The sequence below is a fragment of the Lederbergia sp. NSJ-179 genome (assembly GCF_022867885.1).
Lineage (GTDB): Bacteria > Bacillota > Bacilli > Bacillales > Bacillaceae_C > Lederbergia.
In genome coordinates, this window is the sequence record NZ_JALIFP010000001.1 from 24,888 (window position 1) to 49,400 (window position 24,513).

Genomic DNA, 24,513 nt, shown 5'->3' on the forward strand with positions numbered 1-24,513 from the left:
AATGAGGGATGTATAATGACAACAATCCAAATGGATCATGTGACAAAAAAATTAAAGGGTGTGATCGTCATTCAAGATGTGTCCATGACACTATCTTCGGGGAAGGTGACCGGGTTCCGCGGGGTGAATGGTTCAGGGAAAACGATGTTAATGCGCTTGATTTCTGGATTGATTTTGCCTACAAAGGGAGTCATCACCATTGATGGAAAAAAACTTGGAAAAGAGATCACCTTTCCAGAAAGTATTGGCATCCTACTTGAAAATCCCGCCTTCTTAGATTCCTATTCGGGCTTGCAAAATTTGAAAATGCTTGCTTCTATTCGTGATGAGATCGATGATACACAAATTAAGCATGTGCTTGATAAGGTAGGGCTTACTCCTGAAAGCAGCAGGAAAAAATACAAAAAATATTCTTTAGGCATGAAGCAACGGCTTGGCATCGCCGGGGCGATTATGGAACAGCCCGATATCGTGATTCTAGATGAACCGACCAATTCATTGGATACGAGTGGGGTGGAGTGTGTCAAAGAAATTGTCCGGCAAGAAAAAGAACGGGGAGCTGTAGTTGTGATTGCTTGCCATGATACAGATATACTGGATGAATTAGCTGATGAGATTCATTATTTGGAAAATGGTTCATTGGTCAATACGACAACAAGGAGCCCACACGCATGAAAAAGATCCTGATTGGTTTCTTATCTGTTGTCATTCTTGTCATTGTCGGGATCCGCATTTGGTATGTGAACAAGGATGTCGATCACCCACCGGTCCATACGTTTAATATGGGGGAGGAAGTGGCGATCGAAGAGGATATTTTTCTGGATGATACTGAAAATAGCGATGGATATACGATCACTGTTCACCGTGGCGAGATGATGTCATACGAAGAATTTCTTGCCAAATATCACTATCAGAACAGTGCATCTTCCCCCTTATTTGAGGAGGGTGACAGCTCATTCCCAGAAATGGTCTATGAGCTGCATGTCACGGTTAAAAATACGAATACAATCGAAGACGATCCCAATGATGAAACGAGCTTCGGCTTTTTTGATTATCATTTAGTCGGAACCGATTTTTTATTGCAAATTAGCCGTGAATTGAATGAAATTGCGAATCCCGCTTTGAAAGATAATGAGATGATGAGCTTCCGCTTACGTCCGGAGACCGAGATGGATTTCCATCTGCCCTATTATTTTGCACCATCATCGAAAATCGAGCCGATTGAAGTGAAGGATATTCGGAAGGATCATATTTATCTAGTTGTCTCATTGTATCCAAATGTCAAACGGATTTTGATTGAGTAAGGCGCGAGTTTCATTCATTATTTTGCCCTGAAACTGCGTATGAAGCCAGTTTCAGGGGAGTTTTGTATGCTGTCAAACCGATTTTCTCCATCATTTCCTTTATGATGCATAAAATCATCACGCTTAGCCTTCTTTAAAGCTCTACTTTAAAGAAAGTTCTACGGAGTCACTTTTCTTTAGAGATTGGAACCGACCATAATTTGTGTTATACTGTGTATGAACAAAGACATGAGTCAATTGTTTTGTGATTGCATTGAGAACCTTTAAATCTTTGCTTTCCGGAAAGCGGTTACGTCCTTATTTAGCAACAACTTATTTTGAGAGAAAGGCCTATCGAACTATGATCTTCTCATTCTTCTTTTTTGTTGTGGAACTATTTGCTCTGTTTGGTGCCTTATTTTACACATTGAAAATTCCCGCAAACATTCAAAGAGTAGTGGTCGGCATCCTTGTGATTGGTGTTCCAGCCGTTCTTTGCTACTTATATGTGATAAAATGGGTTGGGTTTGTTTATTTGCTGGTCTCTTTGATTTGTGTCTTTTATGCGTATACAAAGAAAATCCGTGTTTTGTTGGATGTATGTATCTTTGCCATTGCTTGTATTATTTCTGAAACACTGGCACAGGTCATTAAATTTTCTGTTTTTTCAGAGGAAACCGCTCCTGTCATGGGGATCAGTGCTATTATATTTCTTGTGTTTTTTGCGCTTTCCATTTATATTTATCAGTTGTTTATTCGAAAAATATGGAATTCGATTGCCATTTCAGTCGCTAGTCAACTTCTATTCATTGTGATCGCCTTCATTACAGTGGCCGTCCTAACTTTAAATCTATTTATCTCATTGAGCCTTAATCTATATACGTCTGCCATGTTTAATCTACTTATTCAAACCATTTATTTTGTGTTAATGTTTGTTCTCTCTTTTTTATTGTTGCGCAACAATAAGAAAGAGAATAGGCTCAGGCGAAAAGAAATGGAGCAGGAACAACTTTTACACTATATGCAGGAATTAGAACGAATCAACAAGGACATGCAAGGATTTCGTCATGATTATCAAAACATATTGCTTACCATGCAAGGGTATATCGACCAAAATGATTTCAAAGGATTAAAGGCATACTTTCATGATCGGATTGTGAAAGTGGAAAACAGGACGATTCAAAGCAATTACATATTGAATCAGTTGGATCATATTAAGCTTGTTGAATTGAAAGGACTGCTTTCCACTAAGGTGTTGGTGGCAGAGGAACGTGGGATTGATATTCATGTTGAAGTACCGGACGTCATTCAAGCGATTGAAATGAATATGATTGATTTAACACGTATGATCGGTATTTTAATGGATAACGCCATTGAAGCTTCCGCCAAATTAGAAGAACGGGAACTAAATGTGGCATTTTTGCAAACGGATGTTTCTGTATTAATTATTTTTGAAAATCGTGTCAACCATGAGTCAATCCAGATAGAGCGACTCTTTGAGGCCGGGTTTTCGACAAAGGGCAAAGATCATGGACTAGGTTTAGCCATCGTACGAAAAATTCTCAATCGGTATCCGAATATTACTATGAATACGAGAATCGAAAATGGATTTTTTATTCATGAAATTGAAATTAATGAAGTGATACGAAAAAAATACGTTTCAACTTTTTATCCGAAAAAAACAATGGCCTAAGATCTATTTTTCTGCCATCGTTCCTGATATCGACTTACACTTCAAAGGGGGGGAGACGATGAAAGTTGTGATTTGCGAAAATGAAGCAGAACATCGAGAATTTCTACAATCGGTTATTTTCCAATACGCAATCTCAAATGAACCGAGCATTGAAGTAGCTTTAAGCGCTGCTAAACCGGATGAAGTTTTGGCGTATTTACGTGATCAGCGAGCGGACTGTTATTTTTTAGATATTGAACTCGGTTCCTCCATGGACGGTATGGACTTGGCGTGCAAGATCCGAGAACATGATCCGTTCGCCGATATTATTTTTATTTCCATGCACGCGGATCGGCTAAAACTAACGTTTAAATACAAGTTAGCTGCCCTTGATTTTATTGTCAAAGATGATGGGCATGATCAGCTAGCCGAGCAGATAAATGAAGCATTGCAAGCGTCCTTTACGAAATATCAACAACTGGGGCATAGCGATGGAACGAAATGTATTCAAATAAAAATCGGAGAACGGATCAAAAATATTGATTTAGATGATATCTATTATTTTGAAACTTCCCCTCAGGTGGAACATAAAGTTGTCCTGCACACAACAAATGGCTATTACGAATTTTATGGAAAGTTGAAGGAATTTGAAAATATCCATGAGCGCTTTTATCGCTGTCATAAAAGCTATATTGTTCACTTACAGTATGTAAAGGATATCGATAAGGAACGACGTAAAATCATCATGGCAAACGGCAATGAATGCTACGTGTCCTTACGCAAGATGAAAATACTAGAAGCAAAAATGGCCAAGATTCCTGTAGCGGATACAATCATAGGACAATGTTGAACGGACAACGGTTAAAAAATCCCAAATGAATCCCCATTTGAGTATTTTTTAATGGTTTCTTTGGTTAAATTCCAAGCTTGTATCCTGTTCTAAATTCTTTTTCTCCCTCTAAAATAATAAAAAGGCATGAACAGGAGGGGCAGGAATGGATGTGGATGGGGTATTTTCGGGTGGAGGGATTAAAGGATATGCGCTGATGGGTGCTTATGAAGTGCTAGAAGAAAAGGGCATTACCTTCAAACGACTAGCAGGGACCAGTGCGGGTTCCATTATGGCGGCTTTCATTGCAGCAGGCTATTCCAGCAAAGATATTTTGACCATGATGAATGAAACGGAGATCTCCCTTTTTTTAGATCAAAGAAAAACCTTTATTCCCTTTGCGATCTCAAAATGGTTATTTTTGTATTGGCGGATGGGATTATATCAAGGGCGTGCATTAGAAGAATGGTTGCGAAAAAAATTGGCAGATAAAGGGATTTATACTTTTTCTGACTTACCAAAAGATAAATTAAGAATCATCGCATCCGATTTATCGAGTGGAAAATTATTAGTGTTACCAGATGATTTGGATCAATTTGGAATTCCGAAAGAAACATTTCCGATTGCAAAAGCGGTTCGAATGAGTTGTGGACTTCCCTTTTTTTTCGAACCTGTTAAACTACGTTCTGTATCAGGAAAAAACATAATTGTAGACGGTGGAATATTAAGCAATTTTCCGATTTGGCTATTTGACCAAGAGAATAAAAAGAAGAAACGACCGATTATTGGGATTAAATTAAGTTATAAATCGGAAGAACAACCAAAAAGAGAGATTAAAAATGCGTTATCTTTATTTGAAGCTTTGTTCAGTACGATGAAAGATGTTCATGATGCTAGGTATATTTCAAGAAGGCATGAAAAAGATATTATTTTTATTCCAATGGAAGAAGGGTTGACAACAGAATTCTCCTTATCAGATCAAGAAAAAGACGCCCTTATCGAAAAAGGACGTCTAAAAACAAAAGAATTTCTGACTAAATGGAGTTATTAATGTCATTCAAACGTTAAAAGATAGCTCGATCTTTTTTCTTATTTTTTTTGCCTTCAATCACTGTCAAATGTGCAGTCGATCGCTTGCGAAGCGGTCTTTTCATTGTTTTATTGGCGTGTACACTCTTTCGGGGTTGCTGATAACGCTTTTTCGATAATTTAGCCGCTTTTGCAAAAGATCTACTTTCTTTATAGTTTTGTTTTCTTCCCATAAATACTCGAATGACGAACAGAATAATACCAGCAATCAAAATCATGACAAACAACTGAAGGAACAGACTTGCCGGATTACTATACAACCAAGTACCCAATCCAATAAGGGCCGAAATGATAATTCCTCCAAACAACCAATTCCGTATGGTCAAGAATGCCACCTCCTCGGGAGTATTGAAAGTATTCCCAAAAAGAAAACCGGATATACCGTTAATAGAAAGAATGCTATTTCATTTTCCACCCATAACATTTTCTTGCCAGATTCAACATCATTAGGATCAATACTTTACCTATATCTTACTAAAAAAACAAAAAATTCACCAGATATAATTTTAAAAGCCGGAAATGGATATGATAATGATGAGGTGAAGATCGTGGAAAAAGAAAAAAATAGCAATCGGTACAGTATGCCATTAACACATTTAGCGATGTTAACTGGATTTGTTGCAGGTGCGGGAGGGGCTTTGCTATGCTTTATTGCCCATTATCTCAACTTTACTGAGATTAAACCGTCATTCATATTAACAATATTTAGAGGGAATTGGCAGGATGGATGGCTTGGTATTGTGATATCCTGTCTGATTTATGGCTTACTATCGATTCTAGTAGCTTTCGGTTATTATGTCTTATTAAAAAGGAAAAAGTCTATTATTTGGGGTGGGGTATATGGAGCAGCCCTTTTTTGTTTGATTTTCTTTGTGTTTTATCCGATTATCCCGACCATTCAATTGATTACAAACTATAATCTCACAACTATTTTAACGGAAGCCTGTTTTTTTGTGTTGTATGGTATTTTTATTGGTTATTCGATTTCGTATGAATATAATGAACAGCAATATTGGGAGAATGTTAAATCTGAATGAAGATCACACGCTACAACTAGAAGAGATTTGGTTTTTTATGGTAGAATGTTTTTGGGAGAGCATTCTGACGTAGGGTGTGAGAAAAATGAAAATACTTGTTTTAAATGGTCCTAATTTAAATTTATTAGGGGAAAGAGAACCTGGTATTTACGGGGAAGATTCATTAGAACAATTAGAAAAAAATCTTGATCATGTCTGCCAAGAAGAGGAATTAGAAGTAGACTTTTTTCAATCTAATTATGAAGGGGCACTTCTTGATGCGTTGCATGGTGCAAAAGAAAAAGGGTATGAGGGCATTATTATGAATCCAGGTGCCTTTACTCACTATAGTATTGCCTTGCGAGATGGCATTGCGTCCATTGATCTACCTGTGGTTGAGGTGCATATTTCAAATGTTTATGCGAGGGAAGAGTTTAGAAGTAAATCAGTAACAGCACCGGTATCGATTGGACAAATTACTGGTTTCGGACTATATGGTTATGAGTTAGCCCTTCTAGCGATAAAGCAGTACATACAAAGGAGAGGATAGAATGAATAAGTTGGAGAAAATCCGTGCGTCTTTCCAATCATTGGGTATCGACGGGATGTTTGTTACAAGTCCATATAATTTACGTTATATGACTAGCTTCACGGGATCAACGGGGGTAGCCCTGATTTCAGAGGATCGCTCCTTTTTTATTACAGATTTTCGGTATGCGGAACAGGCTGAAAATCAGGCGCAAGAATATGAGATTTCCATTCATTCGGGCCCCCTTTTGGAAGAGGTAGCCGAAAGAGTTAAAGAGCTAGGCATTCAAAAATTGGGCTTTGAACAAGATTATATGTCTTATTCGACATGGACGAAATACAATCAAACCATACCAGTTGAGTTCGTTCCTGTTTCAAACGTGATGGAACAAATGCGGTTAATCAAAACGAATGACGAAATCGCTAAGATCAAAGTGGCAGCGGATATTGCGGATGCAGCATTTAAACATATTCTTGATTTTATCGAACCGGGAAAAACAGAGCTTGAGGTTTCTAATGAGTTGGAATTTTTCATGAGAAAATGTGGGGCAACTTCATCTTCTTTCGATACCATTGTGGCATCTGGAAAAAGGTCCTCCATGCCGCATGGGGTTGCGACGGATAAAGTGATTGAAAAAGGCGATTTTGTCACAATGGATTACGGGGCCCTTTATAATGGGTATGTATCCGATATAACCCGAACTATAGCGGTAGGGGAGCCAGCACCTTCATTAAAAGAGATCTATGATGTGACCCTTGCGGCACAATTAAGGGCAATGGAAAAGATAAAGCCAGGTATGACAGGAAGGGAAGCAGATGCGATTGCAAGAGACTATATGACGGAAAAAGGTTATGGAGAGTATTTTGGTCACTCTCTTGGTCATGGAATTGGATTAGAGGTTCATGAAGGACCGGGTCTGTCCAAGCGATCTGAGAATAAACTGCAACCTGGAATGGTTGTAACAGTAGAACCTGGGATCTATTTGCCTAATATCGGAGGGGTTCGCATTGAAGACGATACTTTAATCACCGATAAAGGAAATGAGGCACTCACCCATTCAACCAAAGATTTGATCATACTTTAATAAAAATTTGGAGGCAAAAGAATGATTTCAGTCAATGATTTTCGTACAGGACTTACCATTGAAACAGATGGAGGGATATGGCGTGTGATCGATTTTCAACATGTAAAACCGGGAAAAGGGGCAGCGTTTGTAAGATCGAAGCTGCGGAATTTACGAACAGGGGCGATCCAAGAAAAGACTTTTCGTGCTGGTGAGAAGGTTGAGAGAGCACAAATTGATAATAAAACCATGCAATATCTCTATGCAAATGGGGATATGCATGTCTTTATGGATAATGAAACATATGAACAGATTGAATTGGCAGAAGCACAAATTGAATATGAATTGCAATTTTTAAAAGAAAATATGGAAGTCCATATTATTATGTATCAAGGAGAGACGCTAGGAGTTGATTTACCTAATACGGTGGAGCTTGAAGTCGTTGAAACAGAACCGGGTATAAAAGGCGACACAGCTTCTGGAGGCTCTAAACCAGCAAAATTAGAAACAGGTCTAACGGTACAAGTTCCTTTTTTTGTGAATACAGGAGATCGTTTAGTGATTAATACTTCTGATGCAAGCTATGTATCACGAGCGTAAATATTCGTACATTTTAAACGGGGAAATGACTCCCCGTTTTTTTTTATTGTATTTTTTCTAATAGGATATCTCATATTTATAGACAAGCTGAATACATATTAGATAGAGAATGATAGAAGGGGAGGAGCACAATGAAAACAGTGATGCAAATACTACCTCGCCGAATTAGTGATTTAATCACGCAATTTCCTGATCAAAAGTGGAATGAGATAGAAGAAATCAGATTGCGAGTTGGTCGGCAAGTGGAGGTAGCTTCAAAAGGGAATCCTCATTTTCTCCCTTATATTTTCACTAAAATAGATGCGGAACAATTTATCGCAAAGCTGGCGAATCATTCTTTTTATACACTTGATGAAGAATTAAAAAAAGGTTATGTGACAATCGAGGGTGGGCATCGAATTGGTCTCGCTGGAAAGGTTATTCTCGAAAATAGTCAAGTGAAAGCGATTCGCCATTTAGCATCGTTCAATATAAGAATCGCAAGGGAGAAAATAGGCATTGCAGAAAAATATCTCTCCTTTCTATTTCAAAAACAGTGGAAAAATACGATGATCATCGGCGCGCCACAGACAGGAAAAACAACTTTATTAAGAGATATAGCGCGAATCATTTCAAGTGGATATTCTGAACGCGGAATTTCCGCCGCTAAAGTGGGGATTGTCGATGAACGGTCGGAAATTGCTGGTTGTGTGCATGGGACACCCCAACTTCAATTTGGGCAAAGGGTGGATGTATTAGATGCTTGTCCGAAAGCAGAGGGGATGATGATGCTGATTCGCTCGATGAGTCCAGATGTTCTAGTTGTGGATGAAATTGGGAGGGAAGAGGACAGGACGGCCATTATGGAAGCTGTCAATGCGGGAATAACGTTAATGATGACGACCCATGGTCACTCTCTTGAGGAAGTGAAAAAAAGGCCCTTATTACAGAAAATTATTCAAGCGCAAGTATTTGATCGATTTATTGAATTATCGCGGATCAATGGTCCTGGTACAACGATAGCGATTAAAGATTCAAATGGACAGCCAATGGAGTATAAAGGATTCGTTCGCCATGCTTAAATTCATTGGTGCTTTTTTCATTCTTGGAGCCACTACCTTTATAGGATTTGAAATAGCGAGAAGATTAAGTGAAAGACCGAAACAATTACAGTTGTTTGCAGCGTCACTGGAGACTTTAGAGGCTGAAATTATGTATGGGCATACCCCGCTTGGGGAGGCCTGTATCAAAATATCAAAGCAACTGTCCAAACCGATTTCCGATCATTACGCAAGATTTGCTGATCTTTTGAACGAAGAGGATATCACAGTGATTCAAGCATGGGAAGCCGCATTAAAGGAAACATGGAAGCGAACCGCCTTAAAACAAAATGAATTTGAAATCCTGCAACAATTTGGAGTAAATCTTGGCAAGCATGATCGAGAATCACAACAAAAGCAGATTGTTTTAACATTAAATCATTTAGAACGGGTAGAAAAAGAGGCACATGAAAAACAAAAAATGTATGAAAAAATGGCGAGAAGTTTGGGCGTTTTATCAGGTCTTCTCATTGTGATTCTACTAATTTAAGGGAGCCAATTAAGATTAATGTGCTGCACGATATTGATAAGCAAAGCCGCCCAATAATTAAGCGATTTTGCACGAGCTGGAGAGTTGGATACTTGCTTTTTCCTAAATAGGAGGTAATGAGAATGGGCATAGAAGTAGATGTCATCTTCAAAATTGCTGGGGTAGGCATCGTCGTAGCTTTTTTGCATACGATCCTTGACCAAGTAGGGAAAAAAGAATATGCCCAATGGGTGACACTTTTTGGCTTTATTTATATTTTATTTATGGTTGTAACCATTGTTGATGGACTATTTCAAAAAATTCGCTCCGTATTTTTATTTCAGTGATAGGGGGAATCCGTCATTGTTATCTTGCAAATTGCAGGGATCGCCCTCATTACGACATTTCTTGCATTAGCAATTAAGGAGCAAAAGCCAAGTTTTGCCTTCTTGCTTGTGTTATTTACAGGAACGGGCATTTTCCTTTTTCTAGTCGACCAAATTCAAAAAATCATTATGATGATTAACACGCTTGCAGCCAATGCCCATGTCAACTCACTCTATGTGAAAACGATCTTGAAAATCATCGGAATTGCTTATATTGCTGAATTTACTGCTCATATTAGCAAGGATGCTGGATTAGGTTCTCTTGCAGCGAAGGTAGAATTAGCCGGTAAAATATTAATTTTAGCGATGGCAGTTCCGATTTTGACGGTGTTAATCGAAACGATACTCGCGATGATGCCCACCTAAGGGGATGTTCAAAAAGCATTCGAAGAACGGAGTGGAATAGATGCAATTCTGGCATCGGATCTTTTTATTAATGTTTCTTCTTTTCATTGGACCTATACAAGCAGGGGCTCAAGAAGTGCAACCGGCAGAGGATGAAATAGAAGGCACTTTGGATCGCTATATGGATGATTTAGGCCTGGAAGAATTAACCGGGTATTGGGACAAGATTGTGGAGAATTATGGGAGTTATTTACCTGAAAGCAAAAGGGGAACACTTCTCGAATTTATAAAGGGGGACAAGTCCTCCTCTATCCAGGCTTGGGTCAATGGAATTATCGCCTTTATTGTGCAAGAAATATCGCTGAATATCAAGCTTTTGGGGACTCTTATGCTTTTAACCATTTTTAGTGTTTTTTTACAATCTCTTCATAATGCCTTTGAACAAGGTGCAGTCAGTAAGGTAGCCTATTCCATCATCTTTATGGTCCTAATTATTATTGCCCTTAATAGCTTTCGAGTTGCGAGTGAATATGCAATAGAGGCGATTGATAATATGAGTCAATTTATTATGGCGTTATTGCCACTTTTACTTGCATTGATTGCTTCTTCCGGAGGTGTTACTTCGTCAGGATTTTTCCATCCCATTCTCGTGTTTCTTGTGAATATTAGTAGTTTGATTATTAAAAATGGTGTCTTGCCTTTACTATTTCTTTCCACCTTATTAAGCATAGCGAATACTTTAAATGGGCAAATAAAGGTCTCCCAATTAGCTGGCTTATTAAAAAAAGCAAGTGTCGGAATTCTTGGCGCCTTCATTACGATCCTGCTAGGAGTCATCTCTATACAGGGGGCCGCCTCCGCTGTGGCAGACGGGGTTGCGATTAAAACTGCCAAATTTGTCACTGGTAATTTTGTTCCGGTCGTTGGGAAAATGTTCACGGATGCGGCTGATACGGTGCTGTCGGCATCCGTATTATTGAAAAATACAATTGGCATTGCCGGTGTGCTGATCATTCTTTTAATTGCAGCTTTTCCTGCTATGAAGATATTGGTGATTTCATTCATTTATAAACTATCAGCAGCATTGTTACAACCACTTGGTGATGGGCCCGTTATTTCCTGTCTAAATGTGGTGAGTAATAGCATGATGTATGTGTTTGCTTCGCTCGCAATCGTTTCATTTATGTTTTTTATCAGTCTAACAATTATTATAACCTCAGGCAATATCACAATGATGGTTAGATAAGAAGAAGGGGATATCATTGGAGTTTATTACCGATTGGATTTTTAATATTATCATCTTCCTACTCCTGTCTATGATTATTGACATGCTTTTACCTGAAACAAATATGAAAAAATACGCAAAACTCGTGATAGGCCTGCTTTTAATTTCGATCATTATTACTCCTTTGTTTAAACTCTTATCCGTCGATTATGAGAAAGTTTTGAATTCCTTCGCAACAAAAATCGAGGCAAATGAACAATCTACAGAAAATTTGCTAGAAAAGAAAAAAAAAGAGATACAAGCCTCACAGCATGCATATACATTAGAGCAGATGGCTGTCCAAATGAAAAAGGAAGTGGAAAAGGAGTTGATGGATCATTATCAGTTAGTTATTAAGGACATTCAAATCTCTGCCGATGCCAATATGGATCAACCAGAAGAGCAGATAAATCAGGTGGTGGTTCATGTTACCCCTTCCGAAAACGGAATAGAGAATGTAGAACCAATCGTGATTAACACAAAGGAAGAAAAGCCTAAGGAAAGTAGTCCATATAACGAAATAAGAAATTTACTATCTGAACGATGGGAAATTCCTGAAAAGATTATTGAAATAGTTTCGGGGGAGGAACCTGAAAAAGATGGGTAAGAATCATAATCCTTTTGATTGGATAAAAGAAAAAGTAGAGAACCTTACACAAAAGCCTCCCGGAAAAAACGGCGGAAAAACTTCTTATCTTCTCGTGTTACTTGCTTTAGGAGCCTTATTTATGATCATGGGCAGCCTGTGGAAAAATGATGTGAACGAACAGCCAACAGCTGTTTTAGATGAAACGGCCTCTAGTGACAGCGCTGAAACCTCTAGTAAAAATCTCGACCCAATTAATGGGATGAAGGGATTTGAAGAGCAATATGAGGATCGGTTAAAAGAAGCGTTGGAATCTATTGTTGGGGTTCAAAGTGTGACCGTGATTGTGAATGTATCCGGGACTGAAAGAAAAGTATATGAAAAAAATACAACTTTAAGAAATCAAACGACCCGTGAAGGGGATAAAAACGGGGGAACAAGGGAGGTTGAAGATCAATCGAAAGAAGATCAGCTTGTGATTATTCAAAATGGGGATAAGGAGACGCCCCTTACTTCCGAAATAAAAAAACCCGAAATTCAAGGTGTTTTGGTTGTGGCGGAGGGGGCAGAAAATATCCAAGTAAAAAAGTGGATCCGAGAAGCTGTAACGGCAGCCTTGAATGTCCCAGTCCATCAAGTTACGGTTATTCCAAAAAAATCTAAGGGGGAATCTTAATGCTTTTAAAGAAGCAAACGGTTTGGCTATTAACGATGTTAAGTCTTGTGGTTGTCTTATCAGTTTATTATGTTCTGCAAGAGCCACCAGCAAATGATTTGGCGACAAGTGGAGAAGAAGGTACTGAGGATGCTAGCAAGCAAACAAATGGTAAGGATTTAGAAATCATGACAAAGTCAGCTGGAGATGAAGTTTATGAAGCGATGAGAATGGATTTGGCGGATAAACGTAGTGAAATGAAAATGGATTTAACGAACAAAGTAGCTGCTGATGATCTAACAGCAGAAGAAAAAAATAAATTATACGATGAGATGGAAAAAATTGATGAACTTGCTGTCAAAGAACAGACGATTGAAAAAAGTGTAAAAGGATTAGGATATAGTGATGCATTAGTCACAATCGAAGATAACGAAATTAATATTAGGGTGAAAGCAGAAGAAAATACAGCAGCAGATGCAGTTCAAATTCTAAAAACTATAAAGGATGAAATTAGCACAAGCTATATACCGAATATCGAATTTGATACGAAGTAAGCGTAGGACGGAGGGGGAAACTCATCCGTCCATTTTCTATTCAATACGGATTTTTCATGATTTTTTTAAGAATAAAGAGATCCAGCATTGAATTTTTATTAAGTATTATATTATGATATTAGCAGCTACTCATAAATCCTAAGGAGTGTCATTATGTTGAAAATAGAAGAAATCCGTGAAATCATAAAATTAATCGATCAATCTTCGATAGAAGAATTTGTTTATGAACACGAAGGGTCAAAGGTAGAATTGAAAAAAAGGTCAAGTATACAAACCGTTCAGGAGCAGCCTGTGCAAGCTCCAGTTCCATCTGTTGCTGTACAACAACCTACTCATCATCAAAATAAAGAGGAAGAAAGATCATCAGCCGTTCACTCGGATCAATTCCATCAAATTGTTTCCCCGATGGTAGGCACATTTTATCAGGCATCTTCTCCTGATACTCCTGCTTATGTCGAAGTGGGCTCCGAAGTAAAAGAAGATTCAATCGTTTGCATTATAGAGGCCATGAAATTATTTAATGAAATAGAAGCGGAAGTTGAAGGTGAAATAGTAGAAATCCTTGTCAAGGACGGTCAATTGGTTGAATATGGTCAACCGTTATTTTTGGTAAAGCAAAAGTAAGGAGCATACGTGAATGATAAATAAATTATTAATCGCCAATCGAGGAGAAATTGCCGTAAGAATTATTAGAGCCTGCAAAGAAATGGGCATTGAAACTGTTGCTGTTTATTCAGAAGCAGATCATGAGGCTCTTCATGTGCAACTAGCTGATGAAGCTTATTGTATTGGACCAAATGCCTCAAAGGACAGTTATTTAAATACATTAAATGTTGTAGGAATCGCGAAACTAACAGGCTGTGATGCGATTCACCCAGGATATGGATTTTTAGCTGAGAATGCTGATTTTGCTGAGTTATGCCGTGTTTGCAATATTATTTTCGTAGGACCTAGTCCAGATGCTATAGCGAAAATGGGAACAAAAGATGCGGCAAGGGAAACAATGAAACAAGCGGGTGTACCCATTGTTCCGGGGTCTCGCGGCATTATTGAAGATATGGAGGATGCCATTGAACTGGCAAATGAAATAGGGTATCCGGTCATTATTAAAGCAACGGCTGGTGGTGGCGGAAAAGGCATTCGGGTGGCTCGCACCGAAGAAGAATTGATTAAGGGAATTAAGATTACAAGGCAAGAAGCTGAGACGGCATTTGGTAATCCAGGTGTCTATATCGAAAAATATATAGAAGATTTTCGCCATGTGGAAATCCAAGTATTAGCGGATCAGTTTGGAAATATCATTCATCTTGGTGAAAGAGATTGCTCGATCCAAAGAAGACTGCAAAAATTATTGGAGGAAACTCCTTCCCCGGCAATCAATCCGGATACGAGAGAAAAGATGGGGCAGGCGGCTATTCAGGCTGCTAGAGCTGTGGAATATACGGGTGCGGGTACGATTGAATTTATCTATGACCGTACAAGTCAGGAATTTTATTTCATGGAAATGAATACACGTATTCAAGTGGAACATCCAGTTACAGAAATGGTGACAGGTATAGATTTAATCAAAGAACAAATCCATGTAGCATCGGGTAAGAAGCTCACGCTTACTCAGGAAGAAGTGGAGTTTCGCGGCTGGTCGATTGAATGTAGAATTAACGCTGAAAATCCTGAAAAGAATTTCATGCCTTCCGCTGGCCGAATTGAAATGTATCTAGCCCCGGGCGGTCCAGGAGTAAGAGTGGATTCAGGTGTATATCCAGGCTATACAATCCCTCCCTACTATGATTCAATGGTAGCAAAGGTGATTTCTTATGGAAAAACGAGAGAAGAAGCGATCGCCAAAATGAAGCGCGCTCTAGAGGAATTTGTTATTGAAGGAATTAAAACAACAATCCCATTCCATTTAAACTTATTGGAGCATGAGACATTCGTAAATGGAGACTTTAATACAAAGTTTTTAGAAATCCATGATGTAATGGGTCAAAAATAATTGGAGGTGCAAAACATGGAAGAGACAATGAATATGTTGGAAATGACTCAGGATAATGAACAAAGCCATGGTAAAATTGAAATTGCTCCTGAAGTCATTGAAGTCATTGCAGGAATTGCTGCTTCTGAAGTAGATGGAATTGCCCAAATGCGTGGCAATTTCGCAAGCGGAGTCGTTGAAAAGCTGGGAAAGAAAAATCATGGAAAAGGCATTCGGGTAGAACTAACAGAAGAAGGGATTAAAGTAGATGTGTTTTGTTTAATGAATTTTGGTGTTTCGATCCCGACGATTGCCCAAAAAGTACAGGATAATATCCAACAAACACTCTATAATATGACGGCACTGGAAGCAAAAGAGGTCAATATTCATATTGTTGGTGTAGCATTTGAAACACAAAAAGCGGATCTTGAAATAGGGTATGAGGAATAATAAGAGAAGCGCGGCGAGCCAAAGGATTTCCCACATCCGAATGTCTTCGCCGTCCTGACCCATCCTGCGGGCCTAAAGGAGATTTCATAGTAAATGAAAAGAAGAACAGCACGTGAGAAAGCATTACAAGCTTTGTTTCAGATGAATATAAGCGGGATTGAAGTGAAAGAGGCAATTGCAAATGTACTGGAAGAAGAACAAAATGATTCTTTTTTACAGCAATTGGTAGAAGGGACGATTCAACATCTACCACAAATTGATGCGGAAATTCAAAAGCATTTGGAAAATTGGACATTGGATCGTCTCGCTAAAGTAGACATCACCATTTTGCGAATGGGAATGTATGAGCTTTTATTTAATGAGGATGTACCAGAAAACGTGGCGATCAATGAAGCCATTGAAATTGCGAAAATTTTTGGCGATGATCATTCAGGAAAATTTATTAATGGCATTCTATCCAAAGCAAAAGAAGAAAATGAGAGAAAGCGTTCAGGGGAGGAAGAGGATGACAGCCCATTTGATTGATGGAAAAAAAATAGCCGCAGAAACAAGAAAAAACCTCCAAATAGAGGTGGGAGAATTAGTGGCAGCAGGGGTCAAACCTGGCCTCGCCGTTATTTTAGTAGGCGATAATCAGGCTTCGCGGACCTATGTGACGAACAAACAAAAAAGCTGTAAAGCGATTGGAATGGAATCCGTACTAATGGAGCTTCCAGAGAGTGTAACAGAAAAAGAGTTATTAAATCATATTGAGGAATTAAACAATCGGGACGATATTCATGGTATCCTCGTCCAATTGCCACTTCCCGACCATATCTCCGAAACGAAAGTCATTGAGACGATTTCCCCTGAAAAAGATGTGGATGGATTCCACCCGATTAATATTGGAAAAATGATGACAGGCCAAAATACATTTTTGCCGTGTACTCCTTTTGGCATCATGCAAATGTTAAAGTATGAGGGGATTTCCATTACTGGAAAGCATGCCGTCATTATTGGAAGAAGTAATATAGTCGGAAAGCCAATGGGACAATTGCTTCTAAACGAGAATGCGACCGTTACCTATTGTCATTCTAAAACAGATGATTTAGCTTCCTATACAAGGGAGGCAGATATCTTAGTAGCTGCGATTGGAAAAGCGAAAATGATTACGGCGGATTATGTGAAAGAAGGCGCAGTTGTCATTGATGTTGGTATGAATCGGGATGAAAACGGGAAATTATGTGGGGATGTGGATTTTACAGATGTAGCAGGCAAAGTGGGATCCATTACACCTGTTCCAGGAGGGGTAGGTCCCATGACGATTACGATGTTATTATATAATACGGTTCAATCCGCAAAAAATAAATTAAACTATCGCAATCAGGGATAAAAACGAGTAGAATAGAGATAAGTGAACGGAAAAGCTGTTATCCAGAAGATGGAATGCAGCTTTTCTTGTTGAATAGAAGGTGACAAAAGAATGGAGCATCCATCCTATTTATCTGTCCAAGCGTTAACAAAATACATAAAAAGAAAATTTGATGCCGATCCTCATTTAATGAATGTGTTCGTTAAAGGAGAAATTTCCAATTTTAAAAAACATACAAGTGGACATTTATATTTTACATTAAAAGATGATCAAGCGAGAATCATGGCTGTCATGTTTTCCCGTTCTGCAAAAATGATGAAATTCAACCCTGAAAATGGTATGCATGTATTGATTAAAGGAAATATTTCGGTCTATGAGCACAGTGGCCAATACCAAATTTATGTTCAGGAAATGTTGCCAGATGGAATTGGTGAATTATTTCTCGCTTATGAACAACTGAAGGAAAATTTGGAAAAGGAAGGACTATTTCATGCTTCCCATAAGAAACCGATTCCGTCTTATCCACAAAAAATTGGAATCATCACCTCTCCTACTGGTGCAGCTATTCGGGATATTATGACAACGATTCAGCGGCGATATCCAATCGGAAAAATATTTATTTTTCCCGCCCTTGTGCAGGGACAACAGGCGGGAAAATCGATTGTCGCAGCCATTCAAGCAGCCAATAAACGTAAAGATATCGATGTACTCATTGTGGGCAGAGGCGGCGGTTCAATCGAAGAGCTTTGGGCTTTTAATGAAGAACCGGTCGTACGAGCCATTTTCCAATCAACGATACCTGTTATTTCTGCCATTGGCCATGAGACAGATGTTACAATAGCAGATTTTGTTGCGGACTTGAGGGCTCCAACGCCGACTGGGGCAGCAGAGCTTGCTGTGCCACATGTAGAGGAGTTAATGGAGCGCCTTCTAAACCAGCAAAATCGGTTGAACAGGGGGATGGCAGAAGCCATTCGATCGAAACAAACACAATTAAATTACTTAGAGCAATCCTATCTATTTCGTCACCCCCATAAAATTTATGAACAGAAATGGGAAACGGTAGATAGGTGGAGAGAAAAGCTATACACAGCGCAAGAACGTTTTTTATTAAAGAAAATGGATCAATTTAAAAAAATAGAGCAAGTACTTCATTCCCATCATCCTGCAACAAAAATACAGTTACACAAAGAGAAATTAAGTTATCTACATGGACGATTAAAAACTCAAATGCAAATGGTATGGAAACAGAAAAACAATGATTTTGTTCACAAGGTTTCAAAATTGGATGCCCTAAGTCCTTTAAATATTTTAAAGCGCGGGTATAGTGTGGCCTATACGGAGGAAGGAAAACTCATAAAAGATACGGATCAAGTAGAAGCAGGTGAAAAAATGATGGTAAGAGTGATGGATGGGCATTACCATTGTACAGTGGACTATGCAAAGAAGGGTGAAAAAAATGGCGGAAAAGATCACATTTGAACAAGCAATGGCTGAGTTAGAAAAAATAGTAGGTCGTCTTGAAACAGGAGATATCCCACTCGAAGAAGCGCTAAGCATGTATAAAAAAGGAATGGAGTATTCAAAATTTTGCCATGATCAGTTAAAAAATGCGGAAGAACAGTTAACAAAGGTTTTAACAGATCATGGAGAGGAGGATTTTCATCTCCAAGAGGAGGAGCAAGATTGAGCATACGTAATGAACCATTACTGAACGTGTACAGACAGAAACTTGATAACAAACTTGTTGAGGAGATTGAAAGATTACAAGCTCCAGATGCCTTAAAAGAAGCCATGAAATATTCTATAATGGCTGGCGGTAAAAGAATCCGCCCTCTTCTACTATTTGCTACCATTTATGCGTATGGGAAAGACCCTGAAGACGGATTGTCTTCGGCTTGTGCATTAGAGATGATTCATACATACTCTCTGATCCATGATGATTTACCAAGTATGGATGATGATGATTTAAGACGTGGGAGACCGACCAATCATAAAGTATTCGGAGAAGCTCTAGCTATCTTGGCAGGGGATGGTCTTTTAACGTACAGCTTTGAGTTGATTGCGAACGATTCAAGATTGACGGACAATAATAAAATTTGGCTGATTCAGTTATTGGCGAAAAACGCCGGACCAGAAGGAATGGTTGGGGGACAGGTTGCTGATATTGAGGCTGAAAAGAAGGAACCGAATATAAAAGATCTAGAATATATCCACCAGCATAAGACAGGAAAATTACTAACATTTAGTGTGTTAGCGGGGGCAAAAATAGCCGGGGCGAATGCCAAAGAATTAACATTGTTTGAAAAATATTCCCAACATCTAGGATTAGCTTTTCAAATAAGCGATGATATTTTAGATGTGATTGGGGATGAAAATGTTATTGGGAAGCCTGTTGGCAGTGATGACGGAAAATCGAAGAGTACCTATCCTGCTCTCCTCACTCTAACGGGTGCAAAGGAACAATTAGTTTACCACATTGAAAAAGCAAAAAATGCCCTGCTGCAAACGAAGCAAAATACAGACCTGCTTCTAGAGTTAACGGATTTAATAGCTGTGAGGGACTCCTGATTAGGATTGCAAAAATTGAGAATATATGATATAATATCTCCACATTGTTGGATGGTGCAGTATTCTAGTCAATCTACCGGTTCTGAAGGTGGGCCTAAAAATTCACTAAAGGGCATATCGATGAAGTTCCTTGTTCCGGCTTGAGGAGCCCAGCCTTGGGTCGGAGCTGGGAGTAAAGGTGTAAGGGCGATCCACAAAGGCATGTGGGCGTAGACCCTTTACCGCGGAGGCTTCAGCTATTCAGATACCGTATGTATATGGCATGAATAGTGAAGTATAGACCTGCAAAGTGACTCAGGGTATCACTAGCAGCGTAGCCTGCCTTGAGTGAAGTCAGAGGGGATTATGGTTAAAGAAGCGAGACACGGTTGGCCATCGTTCTTATTTCTTCCGTCCATATGAAATCTGCTTTGCAAAAGAGGCTAGGAGCCAGGTTAAAGGTTGCTGAGGAAATCTCCTAGACTGTTCCTATGACATGATAAGAGGATTATAGTGCGGACTAAGTGGTAATCCAGTCTGGCATAAGGCGACTTTGTCAAGACAAATTTAAAGGGAAACCGCCAGAATGGTGACATTCGGTATTTGTTTGGGAAAACCTACTGGACCTAAGCCGTAATTTTTACTCTTATGATGACCATCCAACGCACTAAATGGAAAGATGGAATGAAACCATTATGAAAGAAATTATACATAAATCAATGAGATGGAGTATCAGTATAGCCGTTATCACATTTGTGTTAGCGGCTATTTTTTCAATCGCTTCCAATGGAGCGTTACATGGGGTTTCATGGACGTTCGGACTCATTATAGTGCTTTTTATTGTCCTAATTGGAATTATTTTTGATATGATAGGAATTGCAGCCACCGCTGCAAATGAAACCCCTTTTCATTCCATGGCGGCGAGAAAGGTGTATGGGGCCAAATATTCTATTCGCATCGTTCGAAATGCAGACCGCTTTGCTAGTTTCTGTAATGATGTGATCGGTGATATTTCCGGAATCATTAGTGGGACAGCGACAACATTAGTTGTCATCCAATTAGCACAAAGTATTCATATCGCTAATAATTCCCCACTTGATTATGGATTAAATGTAGGTTTAACTAGTCTTATAGCTGCGATTACAGTGGGAGGTAAGGCATTTGGTAAATCATTTGCGATTACCTATTCAAAAAATATTATTTTCCAAGTAGGGAGAGTACTGCAATTCCTTGAGGAAAAAATCCATATTTCTATCTTGAAAGAACATAAGAAAAAGAAGTCAAATTTAAAAACCAAGAAATGAAAGTGAGTGATCCAATTTGGATCTTTTATCCATTAAAGACCCTTCCTTTTTAAAAGCGATGAATACAGAAGAACTCCAGCAATTAAGTGAGGAGATCCGCAAATTTTTAATAGAAAAATTATCTTGGACAGGAGGACATATTGGTCCTAATTTGGGCGTCGTAGAGTTGACCTTAGCTCTCCATAAATGTTTTGAAAGTCCGAAAGATAAAATTATCTGGGATGTCGGACATCAATCATACGTTCATAAAATTTTAACAGGTCGAGCGGATCAATTTGACACTTTAAGGCAATACAAAGGTTTATGTGGCTTTCCGAAAATGGTGGAAAGTAAGCATGATGTATGGGAAACAGGACATAGCTCTACATCTTTATCTGCTGCAATGGGAATGGCCATTGCCCGCGATATCAAAAGAGAAAATTCCTTTGTCGTTCCTGTTATCGGAGATGGAGCTCTTACAGGAGGAATGGCATTGGAGGCATTAAATCATATTGGCGATAGTCAAACGAATATGACCGTCATTTTAAATGATAATGAAATGTCGATTGCCCCCAATGTAGGCGCAGTAAATAATGTACTTGGCAAGCTAAGAACAGCAGGAAAATATCAGTGGGTGAAAGATGAATTAGAATATTTATTGAAAAAAATTCCTGCGGTAGGGGGGAAACTTGCTGCCACAGCTGAACGGGTGAAAGATAGTTTAAAATATTTACTCGTTTCCGGAATGTTTTTTGAAGAATTAGGCTTCACCTATTTGGGTCCAATTGATGGACATGATTTTGATGATTTACTGGAGAATATTCGATATGCGAAAAAAACGGATGGTCCTGTCCTTTTACATGTGATTACGAAAAAAGGCAAAGGATTTAGTCCAGCAGAAGATGATAAAGTCGGAACATGGCATGGAACAGGTCCCTATAAAATGGAAACGGGCGATCTGATTAAACCAGTTAATACAGCACCATCATGGAGTGCATTAGTCAGTGAGACGGTTCGTAACTTAGCGCGTAGTGATCACAGAATTGTGGCTGTGACACCTGCTATGCCAGTCGGTTCAAAGCTTGAGAATTTTGCAAAGGAATTCCCAGATCGGATGTTTGATGTAGGAATTGCTGAGCAACATGCTGCAACAATGGCAGCAGGACTGGCCACACAAGGAATGAAGCCTTTTCTTGCGATTTATTCAACATTTTTGCAAAGAGCGTATGATCAGGTTTTGCATGATATTTGTCGGCAAAATTTAAATGTTTTTATCGGAATTGACCGCGCAGGATTGGTCGGGGCAGATGGAGAAACCCACCAAGGTGTGTTCGATATCGCTTTTTTACGATCTTTACCGAATATCGTGATTATGATGCCGAAGGATGAAAATGAAGGGCAACATATGGTTTATACGGCGAATCAATATAATGATGGGCCAATCGCAATGAGATTTCCTCGCGGTAATGGTTATGGTGTTCCAATGGATGAAAAATATAAAAAGCTTCCGATTGGGAGTTGGGAAATTCTCAAAGATGGTGCAAAGGCCACTATTCTGACCTTTGGGACAACGATTCCGATGGCAATGGAAGCGGCTTATCAATTAGAAAAACAAGGAATATCTGTTCGAGTCGTGAATGCTCGCTTTATTAAGCCTCTTGACGGTGCGATGCTGGAAAAAATCTTTGAGATGGGAAGCCCTGTATTAACGGTTGAAGAAGCTGTGCTTCAAGGTGGGTTTGGAAGTGCCATCTTAGAATATGCCCATGATCATGGGTATACGAATACAACCATTGATCGGATAGGAATTCCAGATCGCTTTATTGAACATGGCAGTGTGAAGGAGTTATGGAAAGAAATCGGATTGACGTCTGATCATATTATCAGCAAATTAACAGCTATGCTTCCTGCTAAGCAAAAAAGGGCATAAGGGTATGAAGGCAAAAAAGCAAAGACTGGATCTATTACTCGTTGAAAGAGGTCTATCAGAAACTCGTGAGAAAGCAAAGCGTGCCATCATGGCAGGGATTGTGTACTCTAATGAAAATCGCTTGGAAAAACCGGGAGAAAAAGTTCCTGAAGATATTCCTATCCAAATAAAAGGGAATCCTTTGCCATATGTAAGTCGTGGCGGCTTAAAATTAGAAAAGGCATTAAAGGAATTTGAATTAACTGTAAAAGAAAAAATAATGTTAGATATTGGTGCATCAACGGGAGGATTTACAGATTGCGCCCTGCAGAATGGTGCAAAAATGGTCTATGCTCTAGATGTAGGCTATAACCAGCTCGCGTGGAAATTAAGAAATGATGATCGTGTCGTTGTGATGGAAAGAACAAACTTCCGTTACGTAAAGCCTGAGGATTTCAATAAGGGAATTCCAAGCTTTGTAACGATTGATGTTTCTTTTATCTCCCTTACTTTAATTCTCCCAGTACTAAAAGGATTGTTGGGTTCAAATAGCGATATCGTTGCCTTAATTAAACCGCAATTTGAAGCAGGGAGAGAAGAGGTAGGAAAAAAAGGTATTGTTCGGGACGCTGGGACACATTTGCAGGTGATTGAAAAGATTAAACTATTTGCTCTTCAACAGGGCTATTATGTAAAGAATTTATCTTTTTCTCCGATTACGGGGGGAGAGGGCAATATTGAATTCTTGATCCATCTTACCTGGCCTGGAATAGATCGAGAGGAAGAAGGAGAAGATCTTCTCAAGATTTCTCCAAAAGAAATCGTTGAAATAGCACATGAAAAATTAGGTAAATAGCGGAGGGTTATCCATTGGATATCCCTCTTTTAGTATTTTATCCCGAATTAACTGGCAGTAAGACCCCCCACTTCGAGAATTCGAGGGAAAACAAGAATTGCAAGTGGGGGATCAACTGCCAGTAAATCCCCGATTCGTTCAACTAACATTCAGTGGGGAATGAAAAAAACCCCCACTGAATGAAGTTTCACTTTATTGTATAATGTAGTATAATTATACAGGTTTATAAAAAAATGAAGGCGGTATACCAATGACTAAAGGACAACGACATATCAAAATTAGGGAATTGATTGGCAAAAAGGAAATTGAAACTCAAGATGATCTCGTAGAGCAATTGGAAAATGCCGGTTTTAATGTAACACAAGCAACGATTTCACGGGATATAAAAGAACTTCACTTAGTGAAAGTTCCCTTGCCAGATGGACGTTATAAATATAGCTTGCCAGCAGACCAACGTTTTAACCCACTGCAAAAATTAAAACGTTCTCTGACCGATTCATTCGTCGGAATAGATTACGCCCAAAATCTAATCGTTATGAAAACTCTACCAGGGAATGCACAGGCCGTCGGTGCCTTAATTGACCAATTGGATTGGGAAGAAATTATGGGAAGCATATGTGGAGATGATACATGCTTAATTATTTGTCGTACGAATGAAGATGCCATCACCATTAACCAGAAATTCATTGATATGCTTTAAAAGGACGTTCAAAAAAGTCCGAT

30 protein-coding genes are annotated in these 24,513 nt (G+C 39.0%); 29 read left to right on the forward strand and 1 reads right to left on the reverse strand.

The window, feature by feature from the left end; translation table 11 throughout:
* Nucleotides 1-15 precede the first annotated feature (15 nt).
* From MUB24_RS00140 to MUB24_RS00160, 5 genes are all read left to right on the forward strand, one after another.
* Nucleotides 16-675, forward strand: a complete 660-nt coding sequence (locus tag MUB24_RS00140; protein ID WP_244699588.1) for an ABC transporter ATP-binding protein — start codon at nucleotides 16-18, stop codon at nucleotides 673-675.
* A complete protein-coding gene (locus MUB24_RS00145) occupies nucleotides 672-1,304 on the forward strand; it encodes a DUF5028 domain-containing protein (RefSeq protein WP_244699591.1) in 633 nt (210 codons plus the stop codon). Before MUB24_RS00140 ends, MUB24_RS00145 begins: the two co-directional genes overlap by 4 nt.
* Before the next feature lie 244 nt (nucleotides 1,305-1,548).
* Nucleotides 1,549-2,976 (forward strand): sensor histidine kinase, encoded by a 1,428-nt coding sequence (locus tag MUB24_RS00150; RefSeq protein WP_244699594.1) that lies wholly within the window; start codon nucleotides 1,549-1,551, stop codon nucleotides 2,974-2,976.
* A gap of 58 nt (nucleotides 2,977-3,034) precedes the next feature.
* Nucleotides 3,035-3,805 (forward strand): LytR/AlgR family response regulator transcription factor, encoded by a 771-nt coding sequence (locus MUB24_RS00155; RefSeq protein WP_244699597.1) that lies wholly within the window; start codon nucleotides 3,035-3,037, stop codon nucleotides 3,803-3,805.
* Nucleotides 3,806-3,950: 145 nt separating this feature from the next.
* A complete protein-coding gene (locus MUB24_RS00160; RefSeq protein WP_244699600.1) occupies nucleotides 3,951-4,835 on the forward strand; it encodes a patatin-like phospholipase family protein in 885 nt (294 codons plus the stop codon).
* 13 nt (nucleotides 4,836-4,848) lie between these two features.
* Here the strand turns inward: MUB24_RS00160 and MUB24_RS00165 are convergent, their stop codons facing one another.
* Entirely contained in the window at nucleotides 4,849-5,199 is a 351-nt protein-coding gene (locus MUB24_RS00165) for an SA1362 family protein (protein WP_244699603.1), read from the reverse strand.
* Nucleotides 5,200-5,421: 222 nt separating this feature from the next.
* Here MUB24_RS00165 and MUB24_RS00170 point away from each other — a divergent pair, with 222 nt between their 5' ends.
* From MUB24_RS00170 to ahrC, 24 genes are all read left to right on the forward strand, one after another.
* Nucleotides 5,422-5,910: a YqhR family membrane protein gene (locus MUB24_RS00170; RefSeq protein WP_244699606.1), complete on the forward strand. Its 489-nt coding sequence runs from the start codon at nucleotides 5,422-5,424 to the stop codon at nucleotides 5,908-5,910.
* An 85-nt stretch (nucleotides 5,911-5,995) separates the two neighbouring features.
* Nucleotides 5,996-6,439 carry a type II 3-dehydroquinate dehydratase gene (aroQ, locus tag MUB24_RS00175; protein ID WP_244699609.1) on the forward strand — a complete coding sequence of 148 codons (444 nt, stop codon included), beginning with the start codon at nucleotides 5,996-5,998 and terminating at the stop codon, nucleotides 6,437-6,439.
* 1 nt (nucleotide 6,440) lies between these two features.
* Nucleotides 6,441-7,502, forward strand: a complete 1,062-nt coding sequence (locus MUB24_RS00180) for a M24 family metallopeptidase (RefSeq protein WP_244699612.1) — start codon at nucleotides 6,441-6,443, stop codon at nucleotides 7,500-7,502.
* A gap of 21 nt (nucleotides 7,503-7,523) precedes the next feature.
* Nucleotides 7,524-8,081: an elongation factor P gene (efp, locus tag MUB24_RS00185; protein WP_244699615.1), complete on the forward strand. Its 558-nt coding sequence runs from the start codon at nucleotides 7,524-7,526 to the stop codon at nucleotides 8,079-8,081.
* Between the two features lie 131 nt (nucleotides 8,082-8,212).
* Nucleotides 8,213-9,142, forward strand: a complete 930-nt coding sequence (gene spoIIIAA / locus MUB24_RS00190; RefSeq protein ID WP_244699618.1) for a stage III sporulation protein AA — start codon at nucleotides 8,213-8,215, stop codon at nucleotides 9,140-9,142.
* Complete coding sequence (gene spoIIIAB / locus MUB24_RS00195; RefSeq protein WP_244699621.1) at nucleotides 9,135-9,650, forward strand: stage III sporulation protein SpoIIIAB; 516 nt, start codon at nucleotides 9,135-9,137, stop codon at nucleotides 9,648-9,650. The genes spoIIIAA and spoIIIAB overlap by 8 nt, the downstream gene beginning before the upstream one ends.
* Nucleotides 9,651-9,772: 122 nt before the next feature.
* A complete protein-coding gene (gene spoIIIAC, locus MUB24_RS00200) occupies nucleotides 9,773-9,976 on the forward strand; it encodes a stage III sporulation protein AC (RefSeq protein ID WP_057983258.1) in 204 nt (67 codons plus the stop codon).
* 24 nt (nucleotides 9,977-10,000) lie between these two features.
* A complete protein-coding gene (gene spoIIIAD, locus MUB24_RS00205; protein WP_244699623.1) occupies nucleotides 10,001-10,381 on the forward strand; it encodes a stage III sporulation protein AD in 381 nt (126 codons plus the stop codon).
* Between the two features lie 40 nt (nucleotides 10,382-10,421).
* Entirely contained in the window at nucleotides 10,422-11,606 is a 1,185-nt protein-coding gene (gene spoIIIAE / locus MUB24_RS00210; protein WP_244699628.1) for a stage III sporulation protein AE, read from the forward strand.
* A 16-nt stretch (nucleotides 11,607-11,622) separates the two neighbouring features.
* Nucleotides 11,623-12,231, forward strand: a complete 609-nt coding sequence (spoIIIAF, locus tag MUB24_RS00215; RefSeq protein WP_244699631.1) for a stage III sporulation protein AF — start codon at nucleotides 11,623-11,625, stop codon at nucleotides 12,229-12,231.
* Nucleotides 12,224-12,886 (forward strand): stage III sporulation protein AG, encoded by a 663-nt coding sequence (gene spoIIIAG, locus MUB24_RS00220; RefSeq protein ID WP_244699634.1) that lies wholly within the window; start codon nucleotides 12,224-12,226, stop codon nucleotides 12,884-12,886. Before spoIIIAF ends, spoIIIAG begins: the two co-directional genes overlap by 8 nt.
* A complete protein-coding gene (locus tag MUB24_RS00225; RefSeq protein ID WP_244699637.1) occupies nucleotides 12,886-13,419 on the forward strand; it encodes a SpoIIIAH-like family protein in 534 nt (177 codons plus the stop codon). The genes spoIIIAG and MUB24_RS00225 overlap by 1 nt, the downstream gene beginning before the upstream one ends.
* Before the next feature lie 153 nt (nucleotides 13,420-13,572).
* Complete coding sequence (gene accB / locus MUB24_RS00230) at nucleotides 13,573-14,043, forward strand: acetyl-CoA carboxylase biotin carboxyl carrier protein (RefSeq protein ID WP_244699640.1); 471 nt, start codon at nucleotides 13,573-13,575, stop codon at nucleotides 14,041-14,043.
* 13 nt (nucleotides 14,044-14,056) lie between these two features.
* The gene (accC, locus tag MUB24_RS00235; protein WP_244699643.1) at nucleotides 14,057-15,412 is read left to right on the forward strand and encodes an acetyl-CoA carboxylase biotin carboxylase subunit; all 1,356 of its coding nucleotides are present in this window, start codon (nucleotides 14,057-14,059) and stop codon (nucleotides 15,410-15,412) included.
* 15 nt (nucleotides 15,413-15,427) lie between these two features.
* Nucleotides 15,428-15,841 carry an Asp23/Gls24 family envelope stress response protein gene (locus MUB24_RS00240; RefSeq protein WP_244699646.1) on the forward strand — a complete coding sequence of 138 codons (414 nt, stop codon included), beginning with the start codon at nucleotides 15,428-15,430 and terminating at the stop codon, nucleotides 15,839-15,841.
* A gap of 93 nt (nucleotides 15,842-15,934) precedes the next feature.
* Entirely contained in the window at nucleotides 15,935-16,366 is a 432-nt protein-coding gene (gene nusB / locus MUB24_RS00245; protein WP_244699649.1) for a transcription antitermination factor NusB, read from the forward strand.
* Entirely contained in the window at nucleotides 16,347-17,213 is an 867-nt protein-coding gene (folD, locus tag MUB24_RS00250) for a bifunctional methylenetetrahydrofolate dehydrogenase/methenyltetrahydrofolate cyclohydrolase FolD (RefSeq protein WP_244699651.1), read from the forward strand. Before nusB ends, folD begins: the two co-directional genes overlap by 20 nt.
* A 90-nt stretch (nucleotides 17,214-17,303) precedes the next feature.
* Nucleotides 17,304-18,674 (forward strand): exodeoxyribonuclease VII large subunit, encoded by a 1,371-nt coding sequence (xseA, locus tag MUB24_RS00255; protein WP_244699654.1) that lies wholly within the window; start codon nucleotides 17,304-17,306, stop codon nucleotides 18,672-18,674.
* Complete coding sequence (gene xseB, locus MUB24_RS00260; protein ID WP_244699657.1) at nucleotides 18,652-18,882, forward strand: exodeoxyribonuclease VII small subunit; 231 nt, start codon at nucleotides 18,652-18,654, stop codon at nucleotides 18,880-18,882. Before xseA ends, xseB begins: the two co-directional genes overlap by 23 nt.
* Nucleotides 18,879-19,763, forward strand: a complete 885-nt coding sequence (locus tag MUB24_RS00265) for a polyprenyl synthetase family protein (RefSeq protein WP_244699660.1) — start codon at nucleotides 18,879-18,881, stop codon at nucleotides 19,761-19,763. The genes xseB and MUB24_RS00265 overlap by 4 nt, the downstream gene beginning before the upstream one ends.
* A gap of 674 nt (nucleotides 19,764-20,437) precedes the next feature.
* Nucleotides 20,438-21,046: a hypothetical protein gene (locus tag MUB24_RS00270; protein WP_244699663.1), complete on the forward strand. Its 609-nt coding sequence runs from the start codon at nucleotides 20,438-20,440 to the stop codon at nucleotides 21,044-21,046.
* Between the two features lie 16 nt (nucleotides 21,047-21,062).
* Nucleotides 21,063-22,955 carry a 1-deoxy-D-xylulose-5-phosphate synthase gene (gene dxs / locus MUB24_RS00275; RefSeq protein ID WP_244699666.1) on the forward strand — a complete coding sequence of 631 codons (1,893 nt, stop codon included), beginning with the start codon at nucleotides 21,063-21,065 and terminating at the stop codon, nucleotides 22,953-22,955.
* Nucleotides 22,956-22,959: 4 nt separating this feature from the next.
* Nucleotides 22,960-23,790 carry a TlyA family RNA methyltransferase gene (locus tag MUB24_RS00280; protein WP_244699669.1) on the forward strand — a complete coding sequence of 277 codons (831 nt, stop codon included), beginning with the start codon at nucleotides 22,960-22,962 and terminating at the stop codon, nucleotides 23,788-23,790.
* A 250-nt stretch (nucleotides 23,791-24,040) separates the two neighbouring features.
* Nucleotides 24,041-24,490 carry a transcriptional regulator AhrC/ArgR gene (gene ahrC / locus MUB24_RS00285; RefSeq protein ID WP_244699672.1) on the forward strand — a complete coding sequence of 150 codons (450 nt, stop codon included), beginning with the start codon at nucleotides 24,041-24,043 and terminating at the stop codon, nucleotides 24,488-24,490.
* The last annotated feature ends 23 nt before the right edge of the window (nucleotides 24,491-24,513 follow it).

Excerpts from the sequence above, each read along its gene's own strand:
- spoIIIAA (WP_244699618.1), top strand. The coding sequence starts at position 8,213 with ATGAAAACAGTGATGCAAATACTACCTCGCCGAATTAGTGATTTAATC.
- folD (WP_244699651.1), top strand. The coding sequence starts at position 16,347 with ATGACAGCCCATTTGATTGATGGAAAAAAAATAGCCGCAGAAACAAGA.
- MUB24_RS00225 (WP_244699637.1), top strand. The coding sequence starts at position 12,886 with ATGCTTTTAAAGAAGCAAACGGTTTGGCTATTAACGATGTTAAGTCTT.
- aroQ (WP_244699609.1), top strand. The coding sequence starts at position 5,996 with ATGAAAATACTTGTTTTAAATGGTCCTAATTTAAATTTATTAGGGGAA.
- MUB24_RS00280 (WP_244699669.1), top strand. The coding sequence starts at position 22,960 with ATGAAGGCAAAAAAGCAAAGACTGGATCTATTACTCGTTGAAAGAGGT.
- MUB24_RS00145 (WP_244699591.1), top strand. The coding sequence starts at position 672 with ATGAAAAAGATCCTGATTGGTTTCTTATCTGTTGTCATTCTTGTCATT.
- spoIIIAE (WP_244699628.1), top strand. The coding sequence starts at position 10,422 with ATGCAATTCTGGCATCGGATCTTTTTATTAATGTTTCTTCTTTTCATT.
- efp (WP_244699615.1), top strand. The coding sequence starts at position 7,524 with ATGATTTCAGTCAATGATTTTCGTACAGGACTTACCATTGAAACAGAT.
- MUB24_RS00240 (WP_244699646.1), top strand. The coding sequence starts at position 15,428 with ATGGAAGAGACAATGAATATGTTGGAAATGACTCAGGATAATGAACAA.
- MUB24_RS00180 (WP_244699612.1), top strand. The coding sequence starts at position 6,441 with ATGAATAAGTTGGAGAAAATCCGTGCGTCTTTCCAATCATTGGGTATC.
- MUB24_RS00155 (WP_244699597.1), top strand. The coding sequence starts at position 3,035 with ATGAAAGTTGTGATTTGCGAAAATGAAGCAGAACATCGAGAATTTCTA.
- nusB (WP_244699649.1), top strand. The coding sequence starts at position 15,935 with ATGAAAAGAAGAACAGCACGTGAGAAAGCATTACAAGCTTTGTTTCAG.
- spoIIIAB (WP_244699621.1), top strand. The coding sequence starts at position 9,135 with ATGCTTAAATTCATTGGTGCTTTTTTCATTCTTGGAGCCACTACCTTT.
- xseA (WP_244699654.1), top strand. The coding sequence starts at position 17,304 with ATGGAGCATCCATCCTATTTATCTGTCCAAGCGTTAACAAAATACATA.
- MUB24_RS00270 (WP_244699663.1), top strand. The coding sequence starts at position 20,438 with ATGAAAGAAATTATACATAAATCAATGAGATGGAGTATCAGTATAGCC.
- MUB24_RS00160 (WP_244699600.1), top strand. The coding sequence starts at position 3,951 with ATGGATGTGGATGGGGTATTTTCGGGTGGAGGGATTAAAGGATATGCG.
- accB (WP_244699640.1), top strand. The coding sequence starts at position 13,573 with ATGTTGAAAATAGAAGAAATCCGTGAAATCATAAAATTAATCGATCAA.
- MUB24_RS00140 (WP_244699588.1), top strand. The coding sequence starts at position 16 with ATGACAACAATCCAAATGGATCATGTGACAAAAAAATTAAAGGGTGTG.
- accC (WP_244699643.1), top strand. The coding sequence starts at position 14,057 with ATGATAAATAAATTATTAATCGCCAATCGAGGAGAAATTGCCGTAAGA.
- xseB (WP_244699657.1), top strand. The coding sequence starts at position 18,652 with ATGGCGGAAAAGATCACATTTGAACAAGCAATGGCTGAGTTAGAAAAA.
- spoIIIAC (WP_057983258.1), top strand. The coding sequence starts at position 9,773 with ATGGGCATAGAAGTAGATGTCATCTTCAAAATTGCTGGGGTAGGCATC.
- ahrC (WP_244699672.1), top strand. The coding sequence starts at position 24,041 with ATGACTAAAGGACAACGACATATCAAAATTAGGGAATTGATTGGCAAA.
- spoIIIAG (WP_244699634.1), top strand. The coding sequence starts at position 12,224 with ATGGGTAAGAATCATAATCCTTTTGATTGGATAAAAGAAAAAGTAGAG.